Genomic DNA, 19221 nt, shown 5'->3' on the forward strand with positions numbered 1-19221 from the left:
GGGCCTGTCATATTCAGCGGCCAGCTAACCACGATCTGCTCAAGCAACTCGCCAGCCTTGGGTAAAAAAGCTAGCATGGTCAAACTTTCAACCCGCCCTATCGGAGTTTGACTATGACAACCCGTCGCTACGATCCGGCCAGCCGCCGCCAGGCGCTGCTGGAACGTATTAAGGATGATATTCCCCCTGCCGTCGCCCAGGCGCTGCGAGAAGATTTGGGTGGCGAAATCGACGCCAGGAACGATATTACCGCTAGCCTGCTACCGGCCGATAACCGTTCTCATGCCGTTGTGATTACCCGCGAACCCGGTATTTTTTGCGGCAAGCGCTGGGTAGAAGAAGTCTTTATCCAGCTGGGTAATAAAACCGAGCTGATCTGGCACGTGGACGATGGTGATGCAATAAAAGCAGACCAGCCGCTGTTTGAAGTTACCGGCCCGTCCGCGCTGATTTTAACCGCCGAGCGCACCGCGCTGAACTTCGTACAAACCTTATCCGGCGTGGCGACGGAAGTCAGCCGCTATGTTGCGATTCTGCAAGGCACCAACACCCAGCTCCTTGATACCAGAAAGACGCTGCCGGGCCTGCGCACCGCGTTGAAATATGCCGTATTGTGCGGCGGCGGCGCAAACCACCGTCTGGGGCTTGCCGATGCGTTTCTGATTAAAGAGAACCATATTATCGCCGCTGGCTCTATCCGTCAGGCGGTGGAAAAAGCCTTCTGGCTGCATCCCGACGTGCCGGTAGAGGTAGAAGTGGAGTCGCTGGACGAGCTTAACCAGGCCATTGATGCAGGCGCGGATATCATCATGCTGGATAACTTCAGCGTTGAGCAAATGCAGGAAGCGGTGCGCCAGACCGATGGCCGCGCGCTGCTGGAAGTTTCCGGCAACGTGACGGATGAAACGCTGCGAACTTTTGCCGAAACCGGCGTGGATTATATTTCCGTCGGCGCACTGACCAAGCATGTCCATGCGTTAGATCTCTCTATGCGTTTTCGCTAGGGACTCGCGCCTTCCTGCGGAGCGATGCGTATTAAAACCGCACGTTATCTCGCAGGAAGGTGAAAACCGCACAATTTTGCGAGCTGGCTTCCCGCAAAACTGCTTACTGATGTAACGCACTAATATTCTCTGCAACGCTTCTCCACAAGGCAACTTTCGCCGCTGGTTTCGCTTTTTTCCGGGTTGTACCTTGCTGGCTTCTTAACCACAAGGAGTCAACGTTATGGAAAATCAGCAAGGATTCACCCTGGTCGAACTGATGATAGTGATAGCTATCATTGCCATCCTCAGCGCAATAGGCCTGCCAGCCTATCAAAACTATCTTCAGAAAGCGGCGCTCACCGACATGCTGCAAACGGCCATGCCGTTTAAAACGGCGGTTGAGCTTTGCGCCATTGAACATGGCGGCGCGGAAAACTGCAGCGAAGGCAGCAATGGCGTGCCGAACGGAAAAGGTTCCCGTTACGTCTCTGCGGTAGCGATTAAGTCCGGTGCGTTGACGCTAACAGGCCAGGAAAGCCTGAAAGGCCTGACGGTCACCATGACGCCGCTCTGGGACGGTACAGAAGGCCAGATCGGCTGGCAGCGCACCTGCGCCACAGAACAGAGCGGACTGAAAGAAGCCTGCGAAAACATCTTCCGCTTCGATGACGTAGCAGAGGTGGCAGAATGATCGCATCCTCTTCCCAAAGAGCCGTAGAGGCCCTTTGCCAGCGCTATCAGGCGGTTGTCCTTTCTTTTACGCCTCAGCGTTTACGTATTGCGGTAGCGGCACCTCCTTCCGCCGATATGATGGCCGCGCTACGCTTCACCGCCCAGGGCGCCATTGAAGTCGAGTACTGGCCGCCGGCGCGGCTGGAGCAGTTCAGGCAGGAGCGGCCTGCCAGCGTGGAGCCAACCGCCGAGAACAGCGAGACAACTATCCAACGCATCGACAGCCTGCTGACGCTGGCTGTCCAGCAGCGCGCTTCCGATATTCATATCGAACCGCAGGCCGATAAGCTGCGTATACGCTTTCGCGTAGATGGCGTCTTACAGGCTGTTCCCGTTAGTCCCGGCGACAGCGGCGCGGCGCTGCTGGCCCGGCTCAAAATTCTGGCCAGCCTGGATATTGCCGAACGCAGAATGCCGCAGGACGGACAGTTCACGCTGGATTTATCAGGCAAACCGGCCTCTTTTCGCCTCTCTACGCTGCCAACGCGCTGTGGTGAAAAAGCGGTTATCCGGCTGCTGCAAACCGATACTCAGTCCGTGGCGCTGGAAAACCTGGGGATGCCACCAGCGTCGCTGCGCCTTTTCCGCGAGGCGCTGGCGCGGCCGCAGGGGATGATTCTGGTCACCGGCCCAACCGGCAGCGGCAAAACCTTTACGCTGTATAGCGGGTTAAGCTCGTTGAACACGCCAGGACATAATCTGTGCAGCGTGGAGGATCCGGTAGAAATTCCCTTGCCGGGCGTCAATCAAACCCAGGTTCATCCCAAAGCAGGCCTGGATTTCAACCGGGTGTTGCGGGCCTTACTGCGCCAGGATCCTGACGTAATTATGATTGGTGAAATCCGCGACGGTGAAACGGCAGAAATTGCCGTCAAGGCTGCGCAGACAGGCCATCTGGTGCTTTCGACGCTGCATACTAACTCCACCATGGAAACGCTGACGCGGCTAAGGCAAATAGGCATTCCTGGCTATCTGCTGGCTTCCGCCCTGAGGCTGGTTATTGCGCAGCGCCTGGTACGACGATTGTGCCCCCACTGTCGCGAACCAGCGGAAGCGCTGGCGCATTTTCCACCCGATATATGGCCGGGTACGGTGCAGAACTGGCGAGCGCCAGGCTGTGACCGCTGCTATTCCGGATTTTACGGCAGGCTGGCGCTGTTTGAACTGCTGCCGATTACCGCAAAGCTGCAAAATGCCATCGCGGCCGATAGTCCGCAGGAAACGCTGTTGGAGATTGCTCGCCAGCAAAATATTAACTCGCTGTTTATTGAAGGGCTGCACAGCGTTAACCGGGGAGAGACCACGCTTGCAGAACTAAACCGCATTGTGGGAATGGATGATGGTTAACCCATTATTAATTCGCTGGCAGGCAACAGATCGAGAGGGTGCTTTCCATCAGGGCGCTTTCTTCTGCAGTGGGCCGCAGGAGGCAATGGAGCGCCTGCTGGCGATGGATCTGTTGCCGCTCCGGCTAGTTAAGGGAAAGCGTTATCGAGCCGGCGACTGGAAATGGCAGCATAAAATTAACTTCTTCCGCGAACTGGCTACGCTGTTAAAGGCCGGCATGACACTGTCGGCCAGCCTGAAGCTGACTGGCGAGGGACACAGTGATGCTGGCTGGCAGGCACTGCTGGCTCAGATAGAGCAAAGCGTGGCGGAAGGCGTGCCTTTCTCCGAAGTGTTGACCGGCTGGCCTGCGGTGTTTCCTCCGCTCTACCCTGCCCTGATCCAGGTTGGCGAATTAACCGGCCAGATGGATGAGTGCTGTCTGCGTCTTGCCCAACAGCAAGAGAGGGAGCAGCAGCTGCAAAAAAAGGTAGTTAAGGCGTTACGCTATCCGCTGTTTGTGGTTGCGGTCGCGTTAGCTGTCAGCCTTGGCATGCTGATTTTTGTGCTGCCCGAATTCGTTGCCATCTATCAGGCATTCAATGCTCCGCTTCCGGCTTTTACCGCCGCTATTATTGCGCTGTCGGAAGGCCTTCAGCGTTACGGATTGATCGTCTTGCCAATATTGATCGGCGGCTTCTGCCTTTGGCGCAGGCTTTGCCACCGACTGCCCGCGTGGCAGCGCACCGAGCAGCGGTGGCTGTTACAGCTGCCTCTGGTTGGTCGCCTTTATCGTGGCGGACAGCTCAGTAAAATATTTTTAACCCTGGCGCTGACGCAGCAGGCAGGGCTTACGCTGTCGCAAGGTTTATCCGCCGTAGAAAAAATTCTGGACCATGTATTATGGCGTGATGCCATCACCACGCTACAGCAGCATATTGCGGACGGTAATCCGCTACATCAGGCGCTGGCCGCGCATCAGCTTTTTACGCCGTTATGCTATCAGTTGATTAAGGTTGGCGAAGAGGCTGGCGCGCTGGACAGTCTGATGGTGCGGTTGGGCGAGTGGCATGAGGTAAATACGCATGAGCTGGCAGATAATCTGGCCGCCGCGCTGGAGCCGCTGATGATGGTGGTAACGGGTATTCTGGTTGGGATGCTGGTTATTGCGATGTACCTGCCCATCTTTAACCTGGGGGATGCGCTGGGGTAACGAGTTGTCACTATATATCTACCCATCTGTAATCCGGAGGATGGGCTGGATAACAAGTTGTCACCATATATCTGCCCATCTGTAAGCCGGAGGATGGGCTGGATAACAAGTTGTCACCATATATCTACCCATCTGTAAGCCGGGGGATGCGCTGGGGTAACGAGTTGTCACCATATATCTACCCATCTGTAAGCCGGAGGATGGGCTGGATAACCTGTCTCTGGCGAAAACCAGCCGCGCGAGAACGCGGCTGGCTGGCTTAGCGATTGAAAACCCGGTTCTCCTGCTCCGCCACGCGGATAAAGGTAGTGCGTTTCGTCAGCTCCTTGAGGCGTTCGGCGCCCACATAGGTACAGGCAGAACGCAGGCCGCCTAAAATATCACGGGCCGTATTGTCTACCGGGCCACGAACGGGCAGCTTAACGGTCTTGCCTTCTGCCGCGCGATAGCCTGCAACTCCACCTACATGGCGCTTCATCGCAGATTCGGAACTCATGCCGTAAAACAGCATAAACTGCTCGCCGTTTTCTTCTACCAGCGAGCCTTCGCATTCATCATGCGCGGCCAGCATGCCGCCAAGCATCACGAAATCCGCGCCGCCGCCAAACGCTTTTGCCACGTCGCCCGGTACGGAACAGCCGCCATCGCTGACAATCTGGCCGCCCAGACCGTGTGCCGCATCGGCGCATTCAATCACGGCGGAAAGCTGAGGATAGCCAACGCCGGTTTTGACGCGGGTGGTACAAACAGAACCAGGCCCGATGCCTACTTTGACAATATCCGCACCGGACAGGATCAGCTCTTCGACCATTTCGCCCGTCACCACATTACCCGCACAGATAGTTTTATCCGGGCAGGCCTCGCGGGCGCGCTTAAGAAAGTCGACAAAGTGTTCGGAATAGCCGTTAGCCACGTCGATGCAGATAAAGTTTAGCGCCGGAGAAAGCGCCAGAATCTGCTGCATTTTCACAAAATCGGCGTCGGAGGTGCCGGTCGAAACCATTACGTGTTTCAGTACGCTTTCCGGTACGCGGGCAATAAACTGCTGCCATTGCGCCACGCTGTAGTGCTTGTGCACGGCAGTAAGCAGATTGAACGTCGCCAGCGCTTCCGCCATGCTGAACGTGCCGACGGTATCCATATTCGCGGCGATAATCGGTACGCCTGACCAGGCGATCCCGGAGTGCTTAAAGGTAAACTGACGCTCCAGTTCAACCTCCGAGCGGCTCTTTAACGTCGAGCGCTTAGGGCGGATCAGTACATCTTTAAAACCCAGCTTAATATCTTCTTCAATACGCATAAATCCCTTCCTGGTTGATGGCGCAATCTGATGATTGGAGGCTGCAGCCAGCTCCAGTAGAATTATCATACGCGCTAAAAACGCGCGGGCAAGACTGCGAAAACAGGTTTATTTACGCTACAATCCGATAAATTTATCTGTGATTCTCTCATGTGATCTGCACCTCAGTTTGAGCCAGTAAACGCCAGAAACGTTGGTTACTTTACCGGATGCATCCACATCAGAGCCGTGAGAGTCGAGGCTTATGAGCTATACTGTTGCGTTGACCGGTGGTATCGGCAGCGGAAAAACCACCATTGCCAATGCCTTCGCCGCAAGAGGCGTGGATATCGTTGACGCCGACGTCATTGCCCGTCAGGTTGTGCAACCCGGGCAACCTGCCCTTGAGGCTATCCGTGAAAAATTCGGTACGGCCGTGATACAACCTGACGGCACGCTGGATCGTGCCGCTTTGCGCCAGCGAATTTTCAGTGCCGAAGCGGACAAGGCCTGGCTGAATGCGCTTCTGCATCCGCTGATCCAACTTGAGACTCGTCGCCAGCTGGCGCTTAGCCGCTCGGTCTGGTGTTTGTGGGTCGTTCCCTTGCTGGTTGAAAATAACCTGTGCCATTTGGCTGACCGGGTGCTGGTGGTTGATGTTGATCGCGAGACGCAGCTGGCAAGAACCATGGCACGAGATGCCGTCAGCCGGGAACAGGCTGAACAAATTTTGGCGGCGCAGGCAACGCGTGAAGCGCGGCTTGCGGTAGCCGATGACATAATTGATAACGGTGGCTCACAAGATGATGTGGCTGCCAGAGTTGCCCTGCTGGACAGGCGTTATCGCCAGCTGGCGGAAGCAACAGACCAGGATTAACAAGCATGAGCACAACGGTTTTATTTGAGTACCCTTTGAATGAAAAAATGCGTACCTGGTTGCGTATTGAATTTCTTATCAATCAGTTAGCAAGCAGCACTACCATTGTTGATTCGCTTAGCGCGCTGACCTTTTTCCGCAACGCGGCAGAGCTGCTGGATGTCTTTGAGCGAGGCGAACTGCGTACCGAAATCGTTAAAGAGTTAGATAAGCAGCAGCAGAAACTGCGCGCCTGGGCCGAAGTACCGGGCGTTGATATGAATGTAGTTCACACTCTGCATGACAGTCTTAAGTCACGTTCAGCCGCGCTGATGGCGGCTCCACGCATGGGTCAGCTACTGCGCGAGGATCGCCTGATAGGCCTGGTTCGCCAGCGTCTGAGCATTCCGGGCGGCTGCTGTAGTTTTGATCTGCCTACGTTGCATATCTGGCTTCATATTGAGCAAGAGAGACGTGACCGCCAGGTAGCGCTGTGGATGGAATCCCTGTCGCCAATCCGCGAGGCGTTAACGCTAATCCTTGATCTGATCCGCCAGTCGGGCGCTTTTCGTCATCAAACCAGCCTGAATGGTTTTTATCAGGACAATGCCGAAGGTGCCGATCTGCTTCGTTTGCAGCTGGTGCTGGAAGACTCGCTTTATCCGCAGGTTTCCGGCCACAAAAGCCGCTACGCAATTCGTTTTCTGCCGCTCGACAGTGAGCACGGCGAGGTACCGGCGCGCCTCGATTTTCAACTTGCCTGCTGCTGAGGTAACTATCCATGAATGAAGTAATGACCGTTAACTGCCCAACCTGTAACAAAGAGGTAATCTGGGACGAGCTAAGCCCCTGGCGACCTTTCTGCAGCAAGCGCTGTCAGCTGATCGACTTAGGCGAATGGGCCAATGAAGAGAAACGTATTGCCAGCGAGAGCGACCTTTCAGACAGCGATGAATGGAGCGAAGAGCCGAAAGATCGCTATTAAAGAGGCGCGGCCGGCATTGGATTTTCTCTGCTGCCCGTTGATACTGGCAGCAGAGTCATAACAGGTTAGATTAACCCGGACTGCAGGCGTGCAATCAGATCCGCATTAGCGGGAGGAAACTCCGATGCCAGCAGGGCCTGCTGGGCAACCCAACGCTGCGGCTGCCCTTCACGGCCGTAAGGTTCGCCACGCCACTCTTCTACCAGGAAAAAATGCAGCGTTATCTGTAGCCCGGTTTCCGCATGGATGGCGCTCCCGCAGGCCTGGACATCCAGCGCATCTATCCCCGTTTCCTCCTGTAACTCACGTTTGAGCGCCTGTCCTGGCGTCTCGCCCGCTTCGATTTTCCCGCCGGGAAACTCCCAGCGGTTGGCCATGTGCCCTTTTGCTGCACGCTGGGTCAAAAATATATTTTGATTTTTATCGCGGATAATCCCTACTGCTACCTGCAACTGTTTCATAAGTACTCTCTGAATAGCTTCAATACTCCGCCACTATTCCAGCCGCGCCGCGTAATGACAAGTCATGGCCGTAATTTGCGGCACGTTTCGAAAACCCATTATGTAACGACATGAAAACAGCCGCACGGCGATACAACGCTGAAAACAGCAGGTAGAATTTTGCTCGGCCGCCTTTAACGAGGCGCAAAGGAAACGGCGTAAATCGCCGGCTTATGGATAAGGCAAGGGGTGAAAAATGGGTCAGATATTTAGCCGTCGGGAACAGATACTAATCATGCTGGTGTTGCTGGCGATGGCGCTGGTGGTGATATGGCAGATGCCCGTCAGCCTGTGGTTACTGGCGATATTGCTGAGCTGGACGCTGTTAATACTGGCGCTGACGGACTGCAAAACGCTGCTGCTGCCAGACGTGTTGACGCTGCCTCTGCTATGGCTTGGGTTACTGGCAGTAGCGGCAGGCGCACTGCCGGGGCTGAAGCCAGAACAGGCTATTTACGGCGCGGCAGGCGGTTATGGTGCGCTCTGGCTGCTTTCAAGAGGCTACTGGCTGTTAAGAAATAAAGAGGGGCTGGGGCTGGGCGACGCCAAGCTGCTGGCGGCATTAGGGGCGTGGACAGGCCCAGAGCGGCTGCCGTGCATCGTACTGGTGGCAACGCTTATCGCCATAGCGGCACTGTTCGCCGCATGGTTAACGAACGGTCACCCGCTGGATACGCCTTTTCCGTTTGGGCCAGCGCTGGCTTTTGCCGGCTGGGCAGTTTTTCTCTGGCAATACGGCTAGCAGTCAGCCTGTTAAAATGCAAAAAGCCGGGGAAATCCCCGGCTCTGGTTATGCTACCTGCCGCTGACTTACGCCAGGCGACCGTGGCACTGCTTGTATTTCTTACCTGAACCGCATGGACAAGGATCGTTACGGCCTACTTTGCGCTCGCCGGTTTGATCAGCCAGCGCTATTGCCGCTTCCGTTTCTGTATCCACATGGCTTAGCTGCTGCTGCTGCGCCAGACGCTCGGCTTCTTCGCGGCGCTGCTCTTCCATTGCCTCTACTTCTTCCGGCATGCGTACCTGAACCTTGCACAGCGTGCTGATCACTTCATACTTCAGCGACTCAAGCATTGCAGCAAACATAGCGAAGGATTCGCGCTTGTACTCCTGCTTAGGATCTTTCTGCGCATAGCCGCGCAGGTGAATACCCTGGCGCAGATAGTCCATGGCCGCCAGATGCTCTTTCCACAGCGAGTCCAGCGTTTGCAGCATCACGCCTTTTTCGAAGTTACGCATCATCTCAACGCCAACCACTTCTTCCTTACGCTGATACTGTTCGTTCGCCTGCACCATGATGCGCTCACGCAGCGTCTCTTCATGCAGTTCCGGCTCTTTATCCAGCCATTCAGCAATCGGCAGCTCCAGGTCAAAGTCGTTTTTCAGACGTTCCTGCAGACCAGCCACGTCCCACATTTCCTCCAGCGACTGCGGTGGAATATAGGTATCAATCGTGCTTTTAAACACGTCTTCGCGGATGCTGGCAATGGTTTCAGAAACGTCTGCCACATCCAGCAGTTCATTACGCTGGGTATAAATGGCGCGGCGCTGGTCGTTAGCCACATCATCATATTCCAGCAGCTGCTTACGAATATCGAAGTTGCGGCTCTCAACTTTGCGCTGAGCGTTGGCAATGGCCTTGGTCACCCACGGGTGCTCAATCGCCTCGCCTGGCTTCATGCCCAGTTTACGCATCATGTTAGACACGCGGTCGGAAGCAAAAATACGCATCAGCGCATCTTCCATCGACAGATAGAAACGGGATGAACCGTTATCGCCCTGACGGCCGGAACGACCACGCAGCTGGTTATCAATACGGCGTGATTCATGACGCTCGGTACCGATAATATGCAGACCGCCGGATGCCAGTACCGCATCGTGACGGATTTTCCATGCGCTCTTAATCGCGTCAATCTGCTCTGCCGTTGGCGATTCCAGCTCGGCGATCTCCGCCTGCCAGCTACCACCCAGCACGATATCCGTACCGCGACCCGCCATATTGGTGGCGATAGTTACTGCGCCAGGCTGACCGGCCTGAGCAACGATATCCGCTTCGCGTGCGTGGAACTTGGCGTTCAGAACCGCGTGCTTGATGCCGGCGCGGGTCAGCTCTGCTGATACCACTTCTGATTTTTCAATGGAGATAGTCCCCACCAGCACCGGCTGGCCGTTAGCGGTACGCTCGCGGATGTCTTCGATGATCGCGTCGATCTTCTCTTTTTCAGACATGTAGACCAGATCGGGCAGATCTTTACGTACCATCGGACGGTTGGTAGGCACCACGATGGTTTCCAGCTTGTAGATAGAGCTGAACTCGAAGGCTTCTGTATCGGCCGTACCGGTCATCCCGGCCAGCTTGTTATAAAGACGGAAGTAGTTCTGGAAGGTAATGGAAGCCAGCGTCTGGTTTTCGTTCTGGATCTCGACGCCTTCTTTCGCTTCTACCGCCTGGTGCAAACCGTCAGACCAGCGACGCCCCTGCATGGTACGGCCGGTATGTTCGTCGACGATGATGACTTCGCCATCTTTAACGATATAGTCAACGTCACGCGTAAACAGGGCGTGAGCACGCAGCGCCGCAGTAACGTGGTGCATCATCATAATGTTGCCAGGCGAGTAAAGCGACTCGCCCTCTTCCATGATGCCTTCGCTGACCAGCAGCTCTTCTACCTTCATCAGACCGCGTTCGGTCAAATGGACCTGGCGACCTTTTTCATCCACGGAGAAGTGGCCTTCGCCCTGGAAAGTATCGGAATCTTCTTTTTCCTGGCGGATCAGATAAGGAATGATTTTATTAACTTTGATGTAAAGTTCAGAGCTGTCTTCTGCCGGACCGGAGATGATCAGCGGCGTACGCGCTTCATCAATCAGGATGGAGTCGACCTCATCCACCAGCGCATAGTTCAGCTTACGCTGTACGCGATCTTCAGGGCTGAAGGCCATGTTGTCACGCAGGTAGTCAAAACCATATTCGTTGTTGGTGCCGTAAGTGATGTCGGCCGCGTAAGCTTCACGCTTGGCTGGCGCTGGCATGCCCGGCAGGTTAATGCCGATAGTCAGTCCCAGGAATTCAAACAGCGCACGGTTATTTTCCGCATCGCGCTGCGCCAGGTAGTCGTTCACCGTGACCACGTGTACGCCTTTGCCGCTGAGCGCGTTCAGGTATGCCGGTAGCGTTGCGGTAAGGGTTTTACCCTCACCGGTACGCATCTCCGCGATGCAGCGATCGTTTAACACCATGCCGCCCAGCAGCTGAACGTCAAAGTGGCGCATGCCGAAAACACGTTTACTGGCTTCGCGGACGGTAGCGAAGGCTTCCGGGATCAGCGCCTCCAGCACTTCGCCTTTTTCCAGGCGGGCGCGAAACTCGACGGTTTTCGCTTTCAGCTCGTCGTCGGAGAGCTTCTCGAAATCCGGTTCCATCTTGTTGATCTGCTCAACCACTTTGCGCATGCGGCGCAGTGTACGATCGTTGCTGCTGCCAAAAACCTTGGTTAATAATTTGATTAACATAATAAAAATATTCTCTCAGCCACTGCTTCACAGTGCATCACTAAACTTTTAAGGGGGAACTATAGTTGATTTATGCGAGTGAAGCAGGCCCGGCACGGATACCCTGAACGCGTGCCAGCCACAGGCCTGGCTGATAGCGAGGCGTAGCAGAGGTTTGCTGCTGTGCCGTATAACGCACGATTGCCGGAGGCCGGGCTTCGTGGGTCAGCAAGGCATTCAGCGTATCCAACAGTGCCAGCTGGTGAACATCAAGCGGCGAAGCCTGCTCGACCACCGTGCTGACGGGCGTTAACGTGAAAGAGAGATGGCGGATGACGGTGCGGATGGCATGCTGATGCCAGTAATCCACATTGAAGCTGGCCCGGCGAACCTGCAGCAGCGCGAGGCTATCGAAACGCACGCTGCTGTTGATATTAAGGCTTCTGGAAGCCGTTTCTGGTAAGGTATCACCCGAGGCGTGAGGCAGACCAAAGCTCGCCGCGACCATCCCCAACAGGAGATGCGGCCAGAAATAGAGTCTGCCAAATTGTCGCCAACGATTAAGAATACCCACTGTTTTCCGCCGGAGCCTGCTATGCGCGATAGTCGCCCGCAATCAATTGAAAGTTTTTTCGAAGCTACCGAAGGCCAGAGTATGCTGCAATCCATTCAGCAACGCGCAATCGCGCTGAACAAGCTGAACCGTGCGCTGCAGGGAATTATCCCGGCACAGCTACATCCCTGGTGCCGCGTGGCTAATTTTCGCCAGGGCGTTCTGGTGCTTGAAACGGCTAATGCCAGCTGGATGATGCGCTTACGCTATGAACAATCCAGCCTGCTGTCAGCTTTACGAGCGCAAATATTACCATCATTGACGTCAATCGACATCAGGATAAATCCAACGTTAGCGGCAAAAGCTCAGGAAAACGTGCAGGAAAGCAGCGATCGACATCAAAAGGAGCAAAGCCCGGGTCGTCAGCTCAGTGAACAAAGTGCGGAAATATTACGGGGAGTCGCGAGCCGTAGCCCGGAAAAACTGAAGAAAACATTAGAACGACTGGCCTTGCTGGCCGGAGAGAGTGCCCGCTCAACCAGTCGTAATAAATAGGCTTATGCCAGTACCAGATTCGGTGCCTGGAAAGTTACCGGAAGTTCGGCTTCGTCTTCAAACGTTGCCCATTCCCAGGCTTCCTGCCTTGCCAGCACGGTCTGCAGCAGCTTGTTGTTCAGCGCGTGACCACCTTTGTATGCGGTAAACGCACCAATGATGTTGTGACCGCACATAAACAGGTCGCCAATAGCATCCAGCATTTTGTGACGTACGAATTCGTCTTCAAAACGCAGGCCGTCTTCGTTCAGCACGCGATAGTCATCCACCACGATAGCACAGTCCATGCTGCCGCCCAGGCAGAGACCACGAGACTGCAGCGCTTCGATATCGCGCATAAAGCCAAACGTACGAGCACGGCTAATCTGGCGAGCAAAGGCTTCAGCGGAGAAATCCATGCTGTAGCGCTGCGAGCTGGCATCGATTGCCGGGTGTTTAAAATCGATAGTAAAATCGAGTTTAAACCCGTTATGCGGCTTCATTTCGGCCCATTTGTCACCATCTTCAACCCGCACGGGCTGTTTGATGCGCACAAATTTTTTCGCCTTGTTCAGCTCCTGGATACCGGCGTCCATCAGCAGATAGATAAAGGGGGCGGCGCTACCATCCATAATAGGAATTTCAGGCGCATTCACTTCCACCACGATATTATCAATGCCAAGGCCTGCCAGGGCTGCGTTCAGGTGTTCGACCGTTGAAATACGCACGTCATGCTCATTGACCAGGCAAGTACAGAGCATGGTATCACGCACGGATTTGGCATCAGCCGGGAAATCAACCGGTGGATTCAAGTCAGTGCGACGATAGATGACCCCGGTATTAGCCGGCGCAGGGCGTAGCGTCAGGGTGACTTTTTTGCCGGTATGCAAACCGACGCCAGTCGCCTGAACAGTACGTTTTAGTGTCCGTTGTTTGATCATCGCATTATCTCGCAAAATTACTCATCCGACCGTCAGTATAAATCACTGACGGGCGAACACTTTAACACAAAGAGCGGAGAACCCCAACTTCAGGAAATTCTTAGTCCGCCTGCTTGCGCAGGAAGGCCGGAATATCCAGATAGTCAGGCTCTTTGTTAGTTTGCGTGCCAGGCTCGTTGACCACTTTTGCCGCTGCAGGTTTTTGCTCCTGCGGCAGCGGTGCCATACCGTGCTGCTGATAGCGGTGATCCATGACCGGTGCCTGAGTCTGCTTATTGGTCACCAGCGTGATTTCCGGACGTTTGTCCATGCCGATACCGGTCGCAACTACGGTTACACGCAGCTCGTCGTTCATTTCCGGATCCAGCGACGTACCAATTACCACGGTCGCATTATCGGAAGCAAAGGCGCGGATAGTGTTACCCACGGTTTCAAATTCATCCAGGCGCAGATCGAAACCGGCCGTGATGTTAACCAGCACGCCGCGAGCGCCAGAAAGGTCGATATCTTCCAGCAGCGGGCTGGAAATGGCCATCTCGGCAGCTTCTTCCGCACGGTCTTCACCGCAGGCGACGCCGGAACCCATCATCGCGTAGCCCATTTCGGACATCACGGTGCGCACGTCGGCAAAGTCGACGTTCATCAGGCCAGGACGGGTAATCAGTTCAGCAATACCCTGCACCGCGCCTTTCAGCACGTCGTTGGCCGCGCCAAACGCGTCCAGCAGAGAGATACCGCGACCCAATACTTTGAGCAGCTTGTCGTTTGGAATAGTAATCAGAGAATCGACATGCTTGGACAGCTCGGCGATACCCTGCTCCGCGAAGGCCATACGCTTTTTGCCTTCAAAATTGAAAGGCTTAGTAACGACGGCTACGGTCAGGATACCCAAATCTTTTGCCACTTCGGCAACCACTGGCGCAGCACCGGTACCGGTACCGCCGCCCATGCCTGCGGCGATAAACACCATATCAGCGCCTTCCAGCGCCTGACGCAGGGCTTCACGGTCTTCTTCGGCTGAATTGCGGCCTACTTCCGGGTTTGCACCCGCACCCAGACCTTTGGTAATACCGTTACCGATTTGAATGGTCTGGCCTACTGCCGTTTTACGCAACGCCTGGGCATCGGTATTCACGGCAAAGAATTCAACGCCTTCGATGCGCTCACGCACCATATGCTCTACGGCGTTACCGCCGCCGCCGCCGACGCCGATGACTTTAATCACCGCGTCATTGGTTAATTCCATAGGTTCAAACATAATTTCTCTCCGTTATGTGCCTGTCGCCTGGAGATCACAAAATAAGCCTAGCATGATCTCCTTTTCTCTAAATTAAAACTCTTTTCTCAGCCAGCTGTTGATTCGCTTGAACCAGTTGCCCACTGAGGCTCTTTTTTCCACATCCGCCTCACCGCTAAGGTGAGACTCTTTTCCGTAGTGCAGAAGCCCTACCGCCGTTGAGTAGTAAGGCTCCTGCGCATAATCTGTCAGGCCGGTAATGTTCAGCGGCTGGCCGATACGTACCTGGGTATGAAATACCCGCTGGGCACAGGCCGCCAGGCCTTCAATCTGCGCCGCGCCGCCGGTAAGAACAATACCTGCGGCCAAATGATGCTTCACGCCCTGCTGGCGAAGCTGCTCTTGCAGTTGCAGGATCTCGTCATTAACCAGGTTTAGCAGCTCGGTATAACGCGGCTCGATAACCTCAGCCAGCGTCTGCCGTTGCAGGCTACGCGGCGGACGTCCACCTACGCTCGGCACCTCGACGTTTTCGTCTTTGCCAACAATTGAACCCAGCGCGCAGCCGTGACGAACCTTAATGGCTTCTGCGTCGGTTGGCGGCGTGCCAAACGCGTAAGCGATGTCGCTGGTAACCACGTTACCTGCATACGGGATAACCTTGGTATGGCGCAGCGCACCGCCAGTATAGACAGCAATGTCCATTGTGCCGCCACCAACGTCCACAACGCAAACGCCCAGTTCGCGTTCATCTTCCGTCAGGACGGCAAAACTGGAAGCCAGACCGGCAAAGATCAGTTGGTCAACTTTCAGGCCGCATCGTTCAACTGCTTTTACGATGTTTTTCGCCATATCGTTATGACAGGTGATCAAATGCACCTTTGCCTGCATGCGAACGCCGGACAATCCTACCGGGTTTTTGATCCCTTCCTGGTAATCGATAGCGTATTCTTGCGGAATAACGTGCAAAATTCGGTGTTCGTCACGAACACGCACGGATTTTGCGGTGTGCACCACATTTTCCACATCTTCCTGGGTCACTTCTTCTTCGGAAATAGGAACCATCCCTATTTCGTTCTGGCAACTGATATGTTTTCCGGATAAGGCGAGATAAACCGATGAAATCTGGCAATCCGCCATCAGCTCCGCCTGATCGATAGCGCGCTGCACGCATTTTACTACCGATTCCAGATCGTTGACGCCGCCTTTGTCCATGCCGCGCGAAGGACAGCTGCCCACGCCGATGATGTTAACCATGCCATCGGGCAAAATTTCCCCTACCAAAGCGGCGACCTTCGCGGTGCCGATTTCCAGTCCAACTACCAGTTTTCTGTCCGTCGCCTTGATCATTGTTGTTTAACCTGTGCCTGATTCTGTTGCTTATTACCGTCAGTGGTCGGAATGAGTGGCGGCGCCCAGCCTACTGCCGCGCCAGAGTCATATCGCAGGTCCACGTAACTGATACGCTTATTTTCCGTTTGCGCCTGCTGCTGCAACGTTGGATAGAGCTGAATAAACCGTTTCAGCCGCTTGATATCCTCGTTGCGTCCCAGCTCCAGGCGCGTATCGTCTTCCAGCACCAGCTGCCATGAGCGCCGCGCGGTCATTGACGCCGCCTTCAATTTAAATTTGCTGGCGGCCAGCAGGTCGCTCATCTGGTGATAGCCCGCCAGCACTTCTGATTCGCTGCCTTCCGGACCATACAGCATCGGCATAGCCTCTTTGCCGAGATGGTTAGCCGGTACGCTAAAAGACTTTCCGCTGGCATCCACCAGGTGCAGGTCATTCCAGCGGGCAACCGGCACATATTCAACCAGATGAATCTTTAATTCGTCCGGCCATTGCTTACGTACGCTAACCTGCTGAATCCAGGGCAGACGTTCAATCTGTTGCTGGATCACGTCCACATCCTGCGACATAAACGTGCCGGGCGAACCTAACGATAAAATTGCCTGGCGAATGTCGTCGTTAGTGGTGTAGTGCATCTGTCCCGTGACCACCAGCCTCGACAGCGGCAGCCGGGAGGCGTCGTTCATCCATTTGACCACGACATAGCCACCGGCCGACATGATACCAAGCACGATAATCAGGAAAAGAATGCCGGCCAGCCGCGAACCGTTGCTGCGGCCGGTGCGCACTTTTTCCTGCGCCTCGCGATTGCGAACATTCAAAGCAGCCTGGGACATATCAGTCCGCCAGTTCCAGAATGCGCGCGACCAGCTGTGAGAAGCTCATGCCGGCCTGTTTAGCCGCCATTGGCACCAGGCTATGGCTGGTCATGCCGGGTGACGTATTCACTTCCAGCAGATAAAACTGGCCGTCGCCGCCCATCATCAGGTCAACGCGTCCCCAGCCGCTACAGCCCAGCGCGCGCCACGCCTTAATCACGATTTCGCTCAGTTCAGCTTCCCGTTCAGCCGTTAAACCGCTTGGGCAGAAGTACTGAGTATCGTCAGAAAAGTATTTAGCTTCATAGTCATAGAACTCAGAAGCGACCTGAATGCGGATTGAAGGCAGAATATCGTCGCCAAGCACCGCTACGGTATATTCCGGGCCGCTGAGAAAGGCTTCCACCAGCACGTCGTCGTCATGGCGAAAAGCCTCATCCAGCGCGGCCTGAAGCGAGTCAGCCTGGTTAACGCGGCTGATGCCAACACTGGAGCCTTCGCTGCTTGGTTTGACAAAAAGCGGCAGGCCCAGGGCAGTAATCCGCGAACGCGTCTCTTCGCTCAGTCCGGCATCCATCTCTTTACGGGTAATCGCTACGTAAGGCGAAACCGGCAGGCCGCAACCTTGCCAGAGCTGCTTGGTACGCAGCTTGTCCATCGTAATAGCCGAAGCCATTACGCCGCTACCGGTATAAGGAATGGCGAGAAACTCCAGCAGGCCTTGCAGCGTGCCGTCTTCGCCGCCGCGGCCGTGCAGCGCGATAAAGGCTTTATCAAAGCCCTCTTCTTTCAGGCGCGTGACCGGGAAATCACGAATATCGACGGCGTGCGCGTCAATACCCGCTTCAGTCAGCCCTTTCAGTACCGCGTTGCCCGACATCAGGGAAACTTCTCTTTCCGCAGAAGTACCACCCAGCAATACTGCTACTTTCTCAGCCATGATTACCTTCTTTCATCTGCGGTTGTAACTTTTCATCAGCAAGCTTGCGGGCAATGCGCCCAACGTTGCCTGCGCCCTGCACCAGAATTAAATCGTTGCCGGACAGCTTTGGCGCCAGCATTTCCAGCACGGCGTCATGATCTGACACCAGAATAGGATCGACCTTGCCGCGACCGCGAATAGTACGGCACAGCGAGCGGCTGTCCGCGCCTGGAATCGGCGTTTCGCCAGCCGAATAGACATCCAGCATCAGCAAAACGTCAACCTGCGACAGAACGTTGGCAAAATCGTCATAGAGATCGCGTGTACGCGTATAGCGATGCGGTTGGAAAATCATCACCAGCTGCTTGTCAGGCCAGCCAGCGCGTGCCGCTTTGATCGTTGCGTCAACTTCCGTTGGATGGTGACCATAGTCATCAACCAGCATCGCGGTGCCCTGTACGCCGTTAACTTCCTGTAGTGGATACTCCCCCAGGAAATCAAAGCGGCGACCGGTGCCCTGAAAGCTTTCCAGCGCGCTCAGGATCTCATCGTCGTCAATGCCTTCTTCCGTGGCAACGGCAACCGCTGCTGCCGCGTTGAGCGCGTTATGGCGGCCTGGCGCGTTCAGCGTAACGCGCATCAGCGGCTTATCGTGACGAGCCAGCGTAAAGTGCCCCTGCGCGCCATGCTGCTCGTAGCTGGCAATGCGCACGTCGGCATCTTCACTAAAGCCGTAAGTGGTAATCTGACGTCCTACGCGCGGGATCAGATCGCGGATGACCGCGTCATCAACGCACAGCACGGCGCGGCCATAGAACGGCAGATTGTGCAAAAAGTTGATAAAGGTTTGCTTCAGGTTTTCAAAGTCGCCCTGATAGGTATCCATGTGGTCAGCTTCGATATTGGTGACGATGGCCACCATCGGCTGTAGGTGCAGAAACGAAGCGTCGCTTTCGTCCGCTTCCGCGATCAGGTAGCGACTGCTGCCCAGGCGCGCATGGGTACCGGCCGCTTTGACCAGACCGCCGTTAACAAACGTCGGATCCAGGCCGCCTTCGGCATAAATACTGGAAACCATCGCCGTGGTGGTGGTTTTACCGTGCGTACCGGCTACGGCGATACCGTGGCGAAAGCGCATCAGTTCAGCCAGCATTTCTGCGCGGCGAATGACCGGAATACGGGCTTCACGCGCCGCAATGATTTCCGGGTTGTCTTGCGATACGGCGGTGGAAACGACCACCACGCTGGCGTCGCTGACGTTCTCCGGACGATGATTAAAATAGATCGTCGCGCCTAACGCGCTCAGATGCTGCGTAACCGCGTTTGGTGCCAGATCGGAACCGCTAATTTCATAGCCTTCATTGGCCAACACTTCGGCGATCCCGCCCATGCCGGCACCACCGATGCCAACAAAGTGAATGTGCCGGACGCGACGCATCTCGGGCACGATAGAACGCAGTTTCGCCAGTTGTTGTGTATTCATTTCTTTTGCCT

19 protein-coding genes are annotated in these 19221 nt (G+C 55.2%); 9 read left to right on the top strand and 10 right to left on the bottom strand.

Features of this window, described 5'->3' with window-relative positions:
• Positions 1–113 precede the first annotated feature (113 nt).
• From nadC to hofC, 4 genes are all read left to right on the top strand, one after another.
• Positions 114–1004, top strand: coding sequence for a carboxylating nicotinate-nucleotide diphosphorylase (nadC, locus tag ACMGGR_RS17220; protein ID WP_414147426.1), 891 nt, complete (start codon positions 114–116; stop codon positions 1002–1004).
• A 223-nt stretch (positions 1005–1227) separates the two neighbouring features.
• On the top strand, positions 1228–1677 hold the full coding sequence (gene ppdD, locus ACMGGR_RS17225; protein WP_414147427.1) for a prepilin peptidase-dependent pilin: 450 nt from the start codon (positions 1228–1230) through the stop codon (positions 1675–1677).
• Positions 1677–3065: a type II secretion system protein GspE gene (gene gspE, locus ACMGGR_RS17230; protein ID WP_414148986.1), complete on the top strand. Its 1389-nt coding sequence runs from the start codon at positions 1677–1679 to the stop codon at positions 3063–3065. The genes ppdD and gspE overlap by 1 nt, the downstream gene beginning before the upstream one ends.
• On the top strand, positions 3058–4257 hold the full coding sequence (gene hofC / locus ACMGGR_RS17235; protein WP_246758651.1) for a protein transport protein HofC: 1200 nt from the start codon (positions 3058–3060) through the stop codon (positions 4255–4257). Before gspE ends, hofC begins: the two co-directional genes overlap by 8 nt.
• Before the next feature lie 259 nt (positions 4258–4516).
• Here hofC and ACMGGR_RS17240 read toward each other — a convergent pair whose 3' ends face one another.
• A complete protein-coding gene (locus tag ACMGGR_RS17240; protein WP_414147428.1) occupies positions 4517–5557 on the bottom strand; it encodes a GMP reductase in 1041 nt (346 codons plus the stop codon).
• Between the two features lie 244 nt (positions 5558–5801).
• Here ACMGGR_RS17240 and coaE point away from each other — a divergent pair, with 244 nt between their 5' ends.
• Genes coaE through yacG form a run of 3 tightly spaced genes read left to right on the top strand, consistent with a single transcriptional unit; the run spans position 5802 to position 7377 of the window.
• Positions 5802–6413 (top strand): dephospho-CoA kinase, encoded by a 612-nt coding sequence (gene coaE, locus ACMGGR_RS17245; protein ID WP_246758187.1) that lies wholly within the window; start codon positions 5802–5804, stop codon positions 6411–6413.
• Positions 6414–6418: 5 nt separating this feature from the next.
• Positions 6419–7162 carry a cell division protein ZapD gene (zapD, locus tag ACMGGR_RS17250; RefSeq protein ID WP_414147429.1) on the top strand — a complete coding sequence of 248 codons (744 nt, stop codon included), beginning with the start codon at positions 6419–6421 and terminating at the stop codon, positions 7160–7162.
• An 11-nt stretch (positions 7163–7173) separates the two neighbouring features.
• On the top strand, positions 7174–7377 hold the full coding sequence (gene yacG, locus ACMGGR_RS17255) for a DNA gyrase inhibitor YacG (protein WP_246758185.1): 204 nt from the start codon (positions 7174–7176) through the stop codon (positions 7375–7377).
• Between the two features lie 65 nt (positions 7378–7442).
• Here yacG and mutT read toward each other — a convergent pair whose 3' ends face one another.
• Positions 7443–7838, bottom strand: a complete 396-nt coding sequence (mutT, locus tag ACMGGR_RS17260; protein ID WP_414147430.1) for an 8-oxo-dGTP diphosphatase MutT — start codon at positions 7836–7838, stop codon at positions 7443–7445.
• Positions 7839–8073: 235 nt separating this feature from the next.
• On the opposite strand from mutT, the gene ACMGGR_RS17265 reads away from it, so the two are divergent.
• Positions 8074–8619, top strand: coding sequence for a prepilin peptidase (locus ACMGGR_RS17265; protein ID WP_414147431.1), 546 nt, complete (start codon positions 8074–8076; stop codon positions 8617–8619).
• A gap of 68 nt (positions 8620–8687) precedes the next feature.
• On the opposite strand, the gene secA is transcribed toward ACMGGR_RS17265, so the two are convergent.
• The gene (gene secA, locus ACMGGR_RS17270; protein ID WP_414147432.1) at positions 8688–11393 is read right to left on the bottom strand and encodes a preprotein translocase subunit SecA; all 2706 of its coding nucleotides are present in this window, start codon (positions 11391–11393) and stop codon (positions 8688–8690) included.
• A 70-nt stretch (positions 11394–11463) separates the two neighbouring features.
• Positions 11464–11946, bottom strand: a complete 483-nt coding sequence (gene secM, locus ACMGGR_RS17275; RefSeq protein ID WP_246758180.1) for a secA translation cis-regulator SecM — start codon at positions 11944–11946, stop codon at positions 11464–11466.
• Between the two features lie 21 nt (positions 11947–11967).
• On the opposite strand from secM, the gene ACMGGR_RS17280 reads away from it, so the two are divergent.
• Positions 11968–12480: a DUF721 domain-containing protein gene (locus ACMGGR_RS17280; protein ID WP_246758178.1), complete on the top strand. Its 513-nt coding sequence runs from the start codon at positions 11968–11970 to the stop codon at positions 12478–12480.
• A gap of 2 nt (positions 12481–12482) precedes the next feature.
• Here ACMGGR_RS17280 and lpxC read toward each other — a convergent pair whose 3' ends face one another.
• The 6 genes from lpxC to murC form a co-directional block, all read right to left on the bottom strand.
• The gene (lpxC, locus tag ACMGGR_RS17285) at positions 12483–13400 is read right to left on the bottom strand and encodes a UDP-3-O-acyl-N-acetylglucosamine deacetylase (protein ID WP_246758177.1); all 918 of its coding nucleotides are present in this window, start codon (positions 13398–13400) and stop codon (positions 12483–12485) included.
• Between the two features lie 100 nt (positions 13401–13500).
• Positions 13501–14658 carry a cell division protein FtsZ gene (gene ftsZ, locus ACMGGR_RS17290; protein ID WP_246758176.1) on the bottom strand — a complete coding sequence of 386 codons (1158 nt, stop codon included), beginning with the start codon at positions 14656–14658 and terminating at the stop codon, positions 13501–13503.
• 72 nt (positions 14659–14730) lie between these two features.
• Positions 14731–15987 carry a cell division protein FtsA gene (gene ftsA / locus ACMGGR_RS17295; protein WP_024967068.1) on the bottom strand — a complete coding sequence of 419 codons (1257 nt, stop codon included), beginning with the start codon at positions 15985–15987 and terminating at the stop codon, positions 14731–14733.
• Complete coding sequence (gene ftsQ, locus ACMGGR_RS17300; RefSeq protein WP_246758175.1) at positions 15984–16823, bottom strand: cell division protein FtsQ; 840 nt, start codon at positions 16821–16823, stop codon at positions 15984–15986. The genes ftsA and ftsQ overlap by 4 nt, the downstream gene beginning before the upstream one ends.
• Position 16824: 1 nt before the next feature.
• Positions 16825–17745: a D-alanine--D-alanine ligase gene (locus ACMGGR_RS17305; RefSeq protein ID WP_246758174.1), complete on the bottom strand. Its 921-nt coding sequence runs from the start codon at positions 17743–17745 to the stop codon at positions 16825–16827.
• The gene (gene murC / locus ACMGGR_RS17310) at positions 17738–19210 is read right to left on the bottom strand and encodes a UDP-N-acetylmuramate--L-alanine ligase (RefSeq protein ID WP_246758173.1); all 1473 of its coding nucleotides are present in this window, start codon (positions 19208–19210) and stop codon (positions 17738–17740) included. The genes ACMGGR_RS17305 and murC overlap by 8 nt, the downstream gene beginning before the upstream one ends.
• Positions 19211–19221 lie beyond the last annotated feature (11 nt).

Source organism: Erwinia sp. BNK-24-b (assembly GCF_047456155.1).
In the GTDB taxonomy this organism is placed as follows: domain Bacteria; phylum Pseudomonadota; class Gammaproteobacteria; order Enterobacterales; family Enterobacteriaceae; genus Erwinia; species Erwinia phyllosphaerae.